Origin of the sequence: Polymorphospora sp. NPDC051019 (assembly GCF_040683055.1) — a bacterium.
GTDB classification, from domain to species: Bacteria; Actinomycetota; Actinomycetes; order Mycobacteriales; family Micromonosporaceae; genus Polymorphospora; species Polymorphospora lycopeni.
Genome location: NZ_JBFBCH010000021.1, coordinates 113,586 through 124,993, shown reverse-complemented (window position 1 = coordinate 124,993; position 11,408 = coordinate 113,586). Strand labels below are relative to the sequence as shown.

Below are 11,408 nucleotides of genomic sequence, written 5' to 3'. Positions count from 1 at the left end.
CGGGTGTCGGTCAGCGGACCTTCTTCATCGCCCGCTTGCGAGGCGGCGTCAACAGATCGGCGATTCCCGCAATCGCGGACGGCACCAGGCGGTAGTACACCCAGACGCCGCGCTTGTCGCGCTCGAGCAGGCCGGCCTCGGTGAGGATCCGAAGGTGATGACTCACGGTCGGCTGGGAGAGCCCGAGCGGCGCGGTGAGGTCGGTCACGGACGCTTCCCCCGACGGAGACGACTGGATCAGGCTGATCAGTCGCAGCCGGGCCGGGTCGGCGAAGGCCTTCAGCACTCCGGCGAGGCGCTCGGCGTCGGCACGTTTGATCGGCTCGCCGGCAAGGGGCGAGATGGCAGGCGTTGTAATCTTCGCGGATCCCACGTATTGCATGGTCGCAGCAACACCATCGGTAAGCCGGTGAAACGAGGCCTGGATCACCGTGAGTTTGTTCGGGCGGGAGCCGTCTGGATCCGGCAGGTCGGCGGGCGGCGCTGGCCGGGGGGGGTCAGACGGTGGGACGAAGTTCGGTGAGGAGCTTCTCCACGCGGGCACGGATCTCGTCGCGGATCGGCCGGACGGCGTCGACGCCCTTACCGGCGGGGTCATCGAGCTTCCAGTCCTCGTAGCGCTTGCCCGGGAAGACAGGGCAGGTGTCGCCGCAGCCCATGGTGACAATGACGTCCGACGACTCGGCGGTGGCGTACTCCAGGAGCGTGGGGGTCTGGTCGGTGATGTCGATCCCGACCTCCCGCATCGCCTCGACGGCGGCCGGGTTGACGGTCTCGGCGGGCGCGGAGCCGGCGGAGCGGACCTCGACGGTGTCGGCGGCGAAGTGGCGCAGCCAGCCGGCGGCCATCTGGGAACGGCCGGCGTTGTGGACGCAGACGAACAGGACGCTGGGCTTGTCGCTCATCAGGTGCCTTCCCGGGGGTCACGGCGGCGGTTGACGAAGCCCGGACCAGGCCGAGCACGCTGTTCTTGTGGGTACGGTGTTGTCACGATCGGCGGCCGACAGCGGCGTCCTCGTCCTTGGGCACGACGACCTGGTCGGCAGCGGCGCCCGCGTCGGGGTAGAGGGCCGCGAGCAGACCGACACCGACGGCGAGGCCGACGAACTGGGCCACGACGAACGCGGGCACCGAGCCGGGGGCGATACCGGCGAAGGTGTCGGTGAACGCACGGCCGATGGTGACCGCCGGGTTGGCGAACGAGGTGGACGAGGTGAACCAGTAGGCGGCGCCGATGTAGGCCCCGACCGCGGCGGGTGCCGCCGGGGCGCGGCCGGAGCGTGCGAGGGCGAAGATCAGCAGGATCAGGCCGGCGGTGGCAACGACCTCGCCGAACCACAGGTGACCGCCGGCGCGGTCCTTGCCGGAAAGGTCGACGGCGGCCAGGTCGAACATCAGGTTCGCCAGCACTGATCCGGCGATCGCGCCCAGGACCTGCGCCACCACATAGCCGCCCAGGTCGCGGGCGGTGAGGCCGGTGCCGGCGCGGCGACCGAGGAACCAGTCAGCGGCGGAGACGACGGGGTTGAAGTGCGCGCCGGAGACCGGCCCGAAGATCAGGATCAGCGCGCCGAGGGCGAACGCGGTGGCGGTGGAGTTCTCCAGCAGTTGCAGGCCCAGGTCACCGGGGGAAAGGGCCGTGGCCATGATGCCGGAGCCGACGACAGCGGTGACCAGCAGGGCGGTGCCGGTGAACTCAGCCAGCAGGCGCCGCCGAAGGGCAATGGTCATCGGTCTGCCTCTCCCCTGGTGTTGCGGTCCCGGATCGTCGGGCAGATCGGTTGTCGGGTGGCAGGGACGTTCAACTCGTCGGGCAGACGACGGACTCGGCGCTCGGTCTCGTCGCGGATCGGCCGCACGTCGACTGGGTCGAGCCCGGCGAGTCGCGTCGCGGCGGTGTGCGGGGCAACCTGCTGGTCGAGAGTGATCCCCTGGTGGGGATAGGCGGTGGCGGTCATCGGGGACCTCCGGGCAGGATGGCGGGGGCGAGCCGGTCGACGCGATCGGCGAGGTCGGCGTACGCGGCTTCGAACGCCTCGTCGGTATCCACGCGCACCGGGTCCGGGACCGACCAGTGCAGTCGGTGGATCGGGCCGGTCAGTTCCTCGTGGGCGTTGTCGCATACGGCGATCACCAGGTCGTCGCGGCGGACGACCTCGGTGACGTGGGCGGTGCCGGTCGGGTCGAGGTCGAGGTGGTGGCGGTGGGCCACGGCCACTGCGCGGGGATGCACCCGGGTGGCGGGCTTCGTGCCGGCGGAGGCGACATCGCCGTGGGCGCGCTGCCTCCAGAGCGCGGCGGCCAACTGCGAGCGGGCCGAGTTGTGGGTGCATACGAACACCACCCGACCGACGCCCGCCAGACGCGGGGTGGCGAGAGCGGCCAGCGCCTCGGGGCGTAGCCGCAGGTAGGTGCGTCGCCGGTCGCCCTCGGAGCGGCCCCTGATGACAATGCCAGCGCCGGTGAGGACCTTGACGTGGTGGGCGACCAGGTTGGTCGGCATGTCGAGGGCGTGCGCGATCTCCCCAGGGGAGGCATCGCCCAGGGTGAGCGCGTCCACGATCGCCAGGCGTGCCGGATCGCCGAGGGCGGCATGGATCCGGGCTCGCCTACCAAGGGAAGAAGACTCATCCTTCATTGACTCAATGATTGCTGAGCTGTTTTGCTGAGTCAAGTAGGTCTCGCCGGCACCACGCGGAGGACGGCCAGTTCGGAGACGAGCGCAAGGCCTACCTCAGCTCACGCGGCTGAGAACAGATGGACGACCTCGATGTCGATCGAGGGCGGCATCGTCCATCCGCATACCTGGTCGGAGGAGGGGACCTGGCAGGTCGGCAGCCTGTTGCCTGACCTGCACCTCGCCACCGCCAGTTTCGAACCCTCGCCAGACGCGGTGTGGAAGCCATGGTGGATGCACCACGACGGCCCTGAATCGGTGATCGGCCGCTGCGACGCCGGGCCGTGGCATACCGTCGCGCGCGACGGTCGCCCAGCGGCGTTCATCGACTGGACTCTCGCGGGCCCGGTCGACCGTATCGACGAGGTGGTCGCCACCGGCTGCTGGAACGCGCAGTTGCACGATGATGACGTGGCCGATCGCAACGGCCTGCCGGACGCCATTACACGGGCCCGGCACCTCCGGTTGTTCCTCGATGGATATGAACTGTCGAGGGCTGACCGAGAAGGTCTGGTCGGCCGGATGATCGAGTTCGCGATCCGGGATTGTGCCGCGGAGGCGGCCCGAGCCCGGATCACTCCGGGCTCGACCGACCCGGCGCCGCTATGGGCATTGGCTTGGCGGTCCCGCGCCGCAGACTGGATGATCCGCCACCGCACCCTGCTCGAACGCGCCATCGGCTGAGCGGGTCGCGACTGTGGGCCGTCGACGTACGCGTCGGCGGCCCACGGTTTTCGGCAATTCGTCGGAGCTCTCACCCATCAATCGCACCCGTCGGGCACCGCCACCGCAGCCGGCGCACAGCCCGCCAGCAGCGGCGACAGGTATGCGACGACCGGCGGGGAATGCAACGCCGAACACGTCGGATCTCCGCCGACGGCCATCACCTCTCGATGATGGTGCCATTCTCGTCGATGCCGTGGCTCCGCCAATAGACGTCCCACTCGTCGTCCACATGCTGCGGCACCTTGCCCTCGGGATAGCGAACATATGGAGCGGTCGGCTCCTGTCCGTCCGGGATGCAGGCACTGCCGCCCTGACCGCCGACCGCGATGACCGGATACTCGCCGCCGCCGCAGATGCTCTCCTGGAAAGAACAACCACCGGTCACCAGCAAACCGGCCAGTCCAACCGTGGCAAGGACAATCCGTGTACGCATACGGAGGAGTCTCGTCGCGGGTAGCCGCCGCAACCATCCGTACGCGTACTCATGCTTCCTCGCTCGCGCCGTCCAGGGCGTGTCGTGTCGATCATGGGAGCCAGATGATCCGGCGATGAGTACGAGGTTGCGCTTCGTGTAGGTTGCCCGGTCGGAGTCTGGTGGTCGCCCGCCGTTGCCGCCCTTGGCGGCGTGGCGGGAGATCTGGTCGGACCGTTCCGGGATGGCGTGTCAGATCCCGGCACACCGTGAACGAACCACCGCTACAGGATCGGCAGGACACGCCCAAGTGCGGTGACCACAAACGATCACCGGGTTGGTCACGCAGCCCGGGACCGGGGACCACGTGTCGTTCACTCCGTACCCGGGCACGTTCCCGACGCTGCGCGACCAGCACATTCGGATGCCGGTTGTTCGCGTTGGGCCACCGCAGATAGGCGTGCAACTCCCGCCGTCGCCTCCCCACCGGCCGAACTATGATTCGGCACCGGGCCCCAAAACCCTTGGAGAGGACGCATGAGCGATGTGAGCACCGGCAAAGTGGTCGTGAACAGGGCGATGTCGCTGGACGGGTTCATCGCCGGTCCTGGCCACGCGATGGACTGGATCTTCGAGTACCTGACTGCGGACACGTTCCCGGAGGTTATGGCGGCCTCGGGTGCCATGCTCGTCGGCCGGGGCACGTACGAGGTCGCCAAGCGTATGGCCGACCAGGACGCCCCCTACGACGGGGGAGCACAGTTCGTCCTCACCCACGAGCCTCCCGACGAGCCGGACCCTACCGTCACGTTCCTCACCTGTGACATCGAGGAAGCCGTTGCCACGGCACGCAGCGCCGCGGGCGGCAAGAACCTGGAGATCCTCGGTGCTGACGTGGCCGCCCAGTGCCTGCAGCGCGGGCTCGTCGACGAGATCCTGGTGTATGTCCTACCGGTGCTGCTCGGCGACGGTGCCCGCTTCTCGCCCCCAAGCCTCGGCAGGATCGACCTGGAACCTTTGAGCAACACCCAGTCGGGCGCCGTCACAATGCTCCGCTTCCGCGTGCTCGGCGGCTGACCCTCCTGGTCAGACAGCCGCCGCACACGCACGGGTTCTGCCACCCGCCCAGCCTGAGCCCAGCCACGCCACCCGACCGGCAGGTCGAGCGGCGTGTCATCCAACACCGTGAACGTCTCTGGTCAGAGCACTAGGCGGACTCGAGGACGAAGAAGAGGAAACACATGAAGGACCCGGAGCCCTTGACCTTGTCGGGTGGCAGCAGCTCCGCAGGAGTGTCCGGGGAAGGGGGCGGCTCGCTGATCGTCACGATGCGGAACCCAGCGGTAGCAAAAGCATCCGACATGGCGTGCAGCGGCCGGTGCCAGAAGGTCAGCCACACGGTCTGGCCGTCCATGATGTAGTCCTCGGAGTACTTCGTGAGCGCGAAGTAGTCGTCTTCGGGATGGGTGACCGGATAGGCGGCCGGATGCATGACCGAGAGCAGCAGGCGACCGCCTGGCTTCAGCACGCGACGCAGCTCGGCGAGGGGACCCGACCAGTCCTCCAGGTAGTGCAGGACCAGGGACGCGACGACGTCATCGAACTCGGCGTCCGCGAACGGCAGCGGCTTGCTCAGGTCCGCCACGTGCAGGTCGGCGTCTTCACCCAGCCGCTGGCGGGCCAGATTGATCATGGCCGCACTCACGTCGAAGCCGGTGACCACTGCTCCCCTGGCGCGCAGCGCCGCTGACAACGGGCCGGAACCGCACCCCGCGTCGAGGATTCGGCGGCCGGAGACGTCGCCGGCAAGGCGAAGCATTGCGGGTCGCTCGTAGTAGGCGTTGAAGAGGCCGGTCTCGTTCTCCGCCGCGTAGGCGTCCGCAAAGTTGTCGTAGTCGGTTGCTGTCACCGTGACCCCGTTCGCGTGAGAGGCAAGGGTGCATGTCTACCAGAGCCGCGTGGGTGCGACAGACAAGCACCCGACTCGTGCGCGTGGGCCAGGATCCGATCCCACGTCCCGTCCGCTGCCGCAACCGCTCCTCGCAGTTTTTCCACGGCCCATAGCGGTCGGGCAGGTTCCGTCACGGCGTCAGCCCGGGGCGAGAAGGCAGAACTCGTTGCCTTCCGGGTCGGCGAATACCGTCCACGGCACATCGCCCTGACCTACGTCGATGGCGGTGGCGCCGAGAGTCCGCAGTCTGGCCGCCTCTGCCTCTTGGTCGGCACCTGGGTACGGGCGGACGTCGAGATGGACGCGGTTCCGCACGGTCTTCACGTCGGGTGTGCGGAGGAACTGCAGATATGGGCCGACGCCCTTGGCGGAGCGCAGTACCGCCTTGTGGTCGGTCACCTCGTGCAGGGTCCAGTTCATGGCCTCGCCCCAGAAGCGGGCCATGGCTCGCGGATCCGCGCAGTCGACCACCACCGTGGCGATCGGTCCGGTGTCTCGGTAGAGCGAGTCCAGCACGCAGAACTCGTTGCCCTCCGGGTCGGCCATGACCGTCCATGGGACGTCGCCCTGACCTACGTCGACGGGTGTTGCGCCGAGATCCTTCAGTCGCGCGACCACCTCCGCCTGATGGGCCGCCGAGGTGGTGGCGAGGTCGACGTGCACACGGTTCTTCACCGTCTTGGGTTCCGAAAAGGCGATGATGTCGAGGCAGACGGCGACGGGGTCGGGGTAGACGAAGCCCTCGGGTTCGAGGTTGGTCACGCCGGGTTCCTCGCTGGAGATCACCCAGCCGAGCCGCCTTCGCCCAGAAACCGCCCAGCGCGGAGTCGTCCCGAGCCTTCATGCTGACCTGCACAAGCCGCGTTGCCGTGCCGACGATGCTAGCCACAGTCTGGCGCATCAAGATCAGCCGTACCGATCTCGACGGGTGGGGAAGCCGAGCGCGTGGGGCGCGGAACGCGCCCAGCCAGAATCAAAACCGGAAACGGCACCGGTATCCGACCGGTAACGCACGCCGATGCTGGGGCACCGATCGATGCTGTGATCAGCGCCACGCCAACGGGCCGTGCCCCGGCGCCCGACGCGGTCGCCGGTGAGCGCTACGCCCCAGGACCCGCCGGGCACACCGGTCAGTGACTCTTGGCGCAGGCCTCGGCCTTCAGGTCGCGGATCATTCGAGACTCGCGCTCCATGGCACCGATCTGCTGGAGCAGTAGGCTGAGTTCGCCCTTGACCCGCTGCTTCGCGTCATCGGTGTAGGTGTCTTCCCATTCCTCGAACTTCCGCTTGGCTTCGTAGTCCAGCTCCAACGCCTGCGACAGCGACTGGCCGTAACGGGCGTTGGTGTCCACCTTCCAGTCGCCGTCCCCGGTCTTCGGGTCGATGCCGTTGAACCGGATGTAGTTCTCGCGCATGGCTTGGACCTGGGCCTTGGTCAGCTGCCAGGTCTGGAATTGCTCGGAGAACCGGATGGCGTCGTCGTCGGTCACCGGGTTGCCGCCCTGGATGAAGTCGAACAGAGATTCCGCCTGCTCGTGCGCGACCTTCAACGCCTCCTGGGAGATGTCGTGTTGTCGGGTGAGCTGGTCACACAGCTCCCTGTCGTAGGTCATCGGAGGGTGTTCCCGGCCAGGCTCACCGTGGCCGCCTCCTCCCGGGCCGGAAGGTGGCTTCGGCAGCTCACCGGGGTCTCGGCCACCGCCCCCGGGTTCACCGGTTGTCGTGTACCACTTGCAATACGGCACTACGTAGTACGTGTCGTTTTCGTAGTAACCGCTGTGTGCGTACTCGGAGCACGCCAAACCCGCAAGAGCCTGTGCTGGCGCGGCGACGAGCGTGCTGGCCAGAGCAGCCGTCGCCGTGACCGCCACGAGTTCGCGAATCGACCTCATGGCCGAAATCGTCGAGAGGGCTTGCGCAGGGCGCCGCATTCTGTCGGGTTTCCGGCTGTCCTTGATGATTCCGGACCATCGGGACGGTGGATGTCGGGCCGTACCCCTTGATTCCTGACCGATCCGGTCCTCCTCTCCCCTGTCGACCATGCATCGATCGGAAAGCCATGAGGTAACAAGGCGGCGGCAGGACGGTCCAGCGCGAGGACGGCCAGGCCCCGCCGGTGACTCCGGCGGGGCCTGGCGTGGTGGGGGTTACCTGGAACGTCGGTGCGGGGCCGCCCCGGTCGGGTGCGGAGGGGTCAGTTGCAGGTGGTGCCGTTGAGGGTGAACGGCACCGGGGTGACCGGTGAACCGTCGGCGCTGTAGCCGAAGCTGACCGCGCCACCGGTCGGGATGGCGGCGTTGTAGTTCTCGTTGGTCACCGTGACGGCGGCACCGGTCTGCTGGAAGATGCCGTTCCAGTGGCCCTGGACGATCTGGCCGCCGGGGAAGTTCCAGCCGAGCGTCCAGCCGTTGACGGGCGGGCCGTCGTTGTAGACGGTGACGCTGGCCGTGTAGCCGGTGCTCCACGAGTTGGTGACGACGAAGGAGACCCGGCAGCTGCTCGCGAGAGCGGTCGCCGGAACGATGTCGCCGTAGTCGTCGCGGGCGGTGGCGAAGTCCTGGAAGCCGAAGCCGGGGCCGGCGGACCGGGTGGTGGTGCCGGCCGCCAGCACGGTGCCGTCGGGGTTGACCGCGTAGACGGGGCCGCCGCTGTCGCCGCCGCGGGCCGCCTCCTCGCCGTCGAGCTGGGTGGCCTCGACCAGGTCCTCGATGTCGTCGTAGTGGAACTCGACCCGCAGGTTGCAGACCGGGCCGCCGAGTTCGCCGGCCGAGGTGTATCCGGACTGGCAGAGCAGCTGTCCGGGGTACACCGCGGTCCAGCCGACGACCTCGGCGCGGATCTCGTCGTGCAGGCCGCCGACGTAGATGTGGCTGCCGGGCGACGAGGTCGAGATGAGCATGGTGTCGTGGTCGTCGTTGCTGGCGACCGCGTAGCCGACCAGCGTCCCGGTGTTGGTGGTGGTGTTCCAGGCGATGTGCCAGGGCGAGCCGATGGCTCCGCAGTGTTCGGCGCTGAGCAGGTAGCCGGTGCCGGTGACGGCGTCGCGTACACCGAAGCCGGCGGTGCAGCCGTAGGTGGTGAACCCGATCCCGATCCCGCCGTCGTACGGTGCGGCGTCGTCGAACCGGGACCGTTCGACCATCGGCTCGCTCCGGACGATCCGGGTGCTGACCCCGGTCGCCGGCAGCTTCGGAAGTCTCGCGCCGGCGGCGTCGTCGACGGCGACGTCGATGCCGGAGCCGTCGGTGCGCAGCCGGAGGGCGTGGGTGGCGCCGGTCGGGTCGGCGTCGACCACGGTCCGGAGCTTCGCCGCCGCCTTCTTCAGTTCGGCACGCGAGTAGGTGGCGGCGGCCACCTCGACCGGCGCGGTACGGCGGGCGGCCGCCACCGCCGCCGCGATGTCGGCGGGCAGGGCGCCCTTCCACCAGACGGTGACGTGGTCGTCGACCAGCCCGATGCCGGCGTAGCCGCGCGGCGGGGCGGCTTCGACGGCGGTGCGGATGACGTTGGCCGCGTCGACGAGGGGGGCCTGGGCGGTCATCCGGTCCAGGATCCGCGCCGGGATGACATCGTGGATGGAGCCGTCGTCGGGCGTCGGCGTCGGTGCCGACGCCCCGGACGGCTGGCCGGGCGCCGCGTGGGTGGGCGCCGTCAGCGGGCCGACCAGCGCCGTGGCGCCGATCAGTACGCCGGCGACCACCGTGCGGGTGGTCGCCTTCCAGGTCTGTGTCATGCCGTCGAGTCAATCGATGCCGGCGGCCGTGGAACAGGCAGGACGCCCGGCAGGAGTGGTCCTGCCGGGCGGCTGCCGGGCCCCGGACCGGGCTGTGCCGTCCGGGTCCGGGCGCGTCAGAGCAGGTCGAGGGACATCGCGGTGGTGACCGCCGCGGTCCGGTCGGAGACGCCGAGTTTGGCGAAGGCACGCAGCAGGTGTGTCTTGACGGTCGCCTCGCTGATGTGCAGTTCGCGGCTGATCTCGGCGTTGGACAGGCCGCGCGCGACCAGGCGGAGGACCTCGGTCTCCCGGGGCGACAGTGACTCGTGCTGGGGCCGGCGTACCCGGTGCAGCAGCCGGGTGGCGACCGACGGCGCCAGTACGGTCTCGCCGCGGGCGGCGGTACGTACGGCGTTGACCAGGTCGGCGCGGGAGGTGTCCTTCAGCAGGTAGCCGGCGGCGCCTGCTTCGACGGCGCGCAGGATGTCGGTGTCGGTCTCGTACGTGGTCAGCACGACGACCCGGGTCGTGGGGGCGACGGTGAGCACCTGCCCGGTCGCGGTGACGCCGTCGATGCCCGGCATCCGCAGGTCCATCAGGACCACGTGGGGGCGCAGGGCGCGTACGGCGGTGACCGCCTCGGCGCCGGAGCCGGCCTCGCCGACGACGGCGATGTCGGCCTCGCCGTCGAGCATGCCGCGCACCCCGGCGCGGACCACCGGATGGTCGTCGACCAGCAGCACGGAGATCAAAGGTCGGGCACCTCCACCCTGATCGTGGTGCCGCGGCCGGGTTCCGAGTCGACGCTCAGCTTGCCGGACACCTGCTCGACCCGGGCCCGCATGGCACCGAGCCCGTAACCACCGGACGCCTTTTCGGGGTCGAACCCGCGTCCGTCGTCGGCGACCTCGACGGCGACGGTGCCGCCGAGGTGGGCCAGCCTTACCGTGACCAGTCCGGCCCCGGCGTGCCGGCGGATGTTGGCCAGTGACTCCTGCACGGCCCGCAGCAGGACCACCTCGACCGCGGTGGCCAGCCCGACCGGTTCGCCCTCGGTGCTGAAGTCGACGCGTACGCCGGTTTCCCGGCCGAACCGGTCGACGAGCCGGGCCAGTGCGTCGGCCAGCGACGAGCCGTCGAGTTCGGTCGGGGTCAGCGCGCCGACCAGGGCGCGGGCCTCGGAGAGGTTGTCGCGGGCGGTGTCGAGGGCCAGGCCGAGGTGCCGGCGGGCCTGGGCGACGTCGCGCTCCAGTTCGGCGTCGGCCGCCTGGATGAGCATGATGACGCTGGTCAGACCCTGGGCGACGGTGTCGTGGATGTCGCCGGCGAGGCGTTGCCGTTCGGCGAGCATGCCGGCCTCGTGGGACAGCCGGGCGACCTCGGCGCGGCTGCCGTCGAGTTGGCGGATGAGCCGGGCCCGTTCGTCGTTCTGGGTGGTGACCCGGCGGGCCCAGGTGCCGAAGACGGCGGAGCCGACGACGATGGTCGCCGCGACCGGCAGTGGACCGGCGACGGTGTCGGCCAGGTCGCGGGTCGACTCGTACGCCACCGCCACGTCGGCGACGTTGAGCACGAGCACGGCGATCGTCGCCCGTAGCGCGTCCATCAGCATGTACGCCTGCGGGCAGAGCGCGAGCAGCGCGAACGACGACACGCTGACCAGCGCGACGGCCGGGGTCATCAGCACGACGACGCCGGCGAAGTAGAGGTAGGCGCGACGGTCCTCGATCTCGCCGCGGATCAGTGGCCGCCCGTACAGCCAGTACCAGGCGGCGAGGCCGGCCAGCAGGGCGACCGCCCAGGCCCGCGCCACCACCGGCACGGAGCCGGTGGTGGCGACGAAGCCCGACGTGCCGACGGCGACCAGCCCGAAGTAGGCGTCCCACATCGGGAAGCGGTTCAGCCAGGTCGGCGTGTCCTCCATGGG

At 69.5% G+C, this 11,408-nt stretch carries 13 protein-coding genes and 2 pseudogenes; 2 read left to right on the top strand and 13 right to left on the bottom strand.

The genetic code is table 11. The features are described from left to right. Positions 1-10: 10 nt before the first annotated feature. The 5 genes from AB0M79_RS29285 to AB0M79_RS29265 form a co-directional block, all read right to left on the bottom strand. Positions 11-382, bottom strand: a complete 372-nt coding sequence (locus AB0M79_RS29285; RefSeq protein ID WP_364219758.1) for a metalloregulator ArsR/SmtB family transcription factor — start codon at positions 380-382, stop codon at positions 11-13. 115 nt (positions 383-497) lie between these two features. Then, complete coding sequence (locus AB0M79_RS29280) at positions 498-905, bottom strand: arsenate reductase ArsC (protein ID WP_364219701.1); 408 nt, start codon at positions 903-905, stop codon at positions 498-500. An 82-nt stretch (positions 906-987) separates the two neighbouring features. Continuing rightward, the gene (locus tag AB0M79_RS29275; protein ID WP_364219698.1) at positions 988-1,731 is read right to left on the bottom strand and encodes an MIP/aquaporin family protein; all 744 of its coding nucleotides are present in this window, start codon (positions 1,729-1,731) and stop codon (positions 988-990) included. After that, the gene (locus tag AB0M79_RS29270; protein WP_364219695.1) at positions 1,728-1,958 is read right to left on the bottom strand and encodes a hypothetical protein; all 231 of its coding nucleotides are present in this window, start codon (positions 1,956-1,958) and stop codon (positions 1,728-1,730) included. Before AB0M79_RS29270 ends, AB0M79_RS29275 begins: the two co-directional genes overlap by 4 nt. Then, positions 1,955-2,638: a helix-turn-helix domain-containing protein gene (locus AB0M79_RS29265; protein WP_364219692.1), complete on the bottom strand. Its 684-nt coding sequence runs from the start codon at positions 2,636-2,638 to the stop codon at positions 1,955-1,957. The genes AB0M79_RS29270 and AB0M79_RS29265 overlap by 4 nt, the downstream gene beginning before the upstream one ends. Positions 2,639-2,770: 132 nt before the next feature. Between AB0M79_RS29265 and AB0M79_RS29260 the strand changes: the two genes are divergently transcribed. Next, entirely contained in the window at positions 2,771-3,361 is a 591-nt protein-coding gene (locus tag AB0M79_RS29260; protein WP_364219689.1) for a hypothetical protein, read from the top strand. Between the two features lie 199 nt (positions 3,362-3,560). On the opposite strand, the gene AB0M79_RS29255 is transcribed toward AB0M79_RS29260, so the two are convergent. Both AB0M79_RS29255 and AB0M79_RS29250 read right to left on the bottom strand, forming a co-directional pair. Continuing rightward, the gene (locus AB0M79_RS29255) at positions 3,561-3,836 is read right to left on the bottom strand and encodes a hypothetical protein (protein WP_357534292.1); all 276 of its coding nucleotides are present in this window, start codon (positions 3,834-3,836) and stop codon (positions 3,561-3,563) included. A gap of 120 nt (positions 3,837-3,956) precedes the next feature. Beyond that, a pseudogene (locus AB0M79_RS29250) lies at positions 3,957-4,076 on the bottom strand (IS5/IS1182 family transposase); the annotation flags it as partial. A 276-nt stretch (positions 4,077-4,352) separates the two neighbouring features. On the opposite strand from AB0M79_RS29250, the gene AB0M79_RS29245 reads away from it, so the two are divergent. After that, complete coding sequence (locus tag AB0M79_RS29245; RefSeq protein WP_364219686.1) at positions 4,353-4,892, top strand: dihydrofolate reductase family protein; 540 nt, start codon at positions 4,353-4,355, stop codon at positions 4,890-4,892. Between the two features lie 130 nt (positions 4,893-5,022). On the opposite strand, the gene AB0M79_RS29240 is transcribed toward AB0M79_RS29245, so the two are convergent. From AB0M79_RS29240 to AB0M79_RS29215, 6 genes and pseudogenes are all read right to left on the bottom strand, one after another. Then, positions 5,023-5,724, bottom strand: a complete 702-nt coding sequence (locus AB0M79_RS29240; protein WP_364219683.1) for a methyltransferase domain-containing protein — start codon at positions 5,722-5,724, stop codon at positions 5,023-5,025. A 180-nt stretch (positions 5,725-5,904) separates the two neighbouring features. Continuing rightward, a pseudogene (locus tag AB0M79_RS29235) lies at positions 5,905-6,667 on the bottom strand (VOC family protein). Positions 6,668-6,896: 229 nt separating this feature from the next. After that, on the bottom strand, positions 6,897-7,658 hold the full coding sequence (locus AB0M79_RS29230) for a hypothetical protein (protein ID WP_364219681.1): 762 nt from the start codon (positions 7,656-7,658) through the stop codon (positions 6,897-6,899). A 302-nt stretch (positions 7,659-7,960) separates the two neighbouring features. Beyond that, a complete protein-coding gene (locus AB0M79_RS29225; RefSeq protein ID WP_364219678.1) occupies positions 7,961-9,499 on the bottom strand; it encodes a cellulose binding domain-containing protein in 1,539 nt (512 codons plus the stop codon). Positions 9,500-9,615: 116 nt separating this feature from the next. Further along, the gene (locus AB0M79_RS29220) at positions 9,616-10,233 is read right to left on the bottom strand and encodes a response regulator transcription factor (protein WP_357534303.1); all 618 of its coding nucleotides are present in this window, start codon (positions 10,231-10,233) and stop codon (positions 9,616-9,618) included. Beyond that, the gene (locus tag AB0M79_RS29215; protein WP_364219673.1) at positions 10,230-11,405 is read right to left on the bottom strand and encodes a sensor histidine kinase; all 1,176 of its coding nucleotides are present in this window, start codon (positions 11,403-11,405) and stop codon (positions 10,230-10,232) included. Before AB0M79_RS29215 ends, AB0M79_RS29220 begins: the two co-directional genes overlap by 4 nt. Positions 11,406-11,408: the final 3 nt, after the last annotated feature.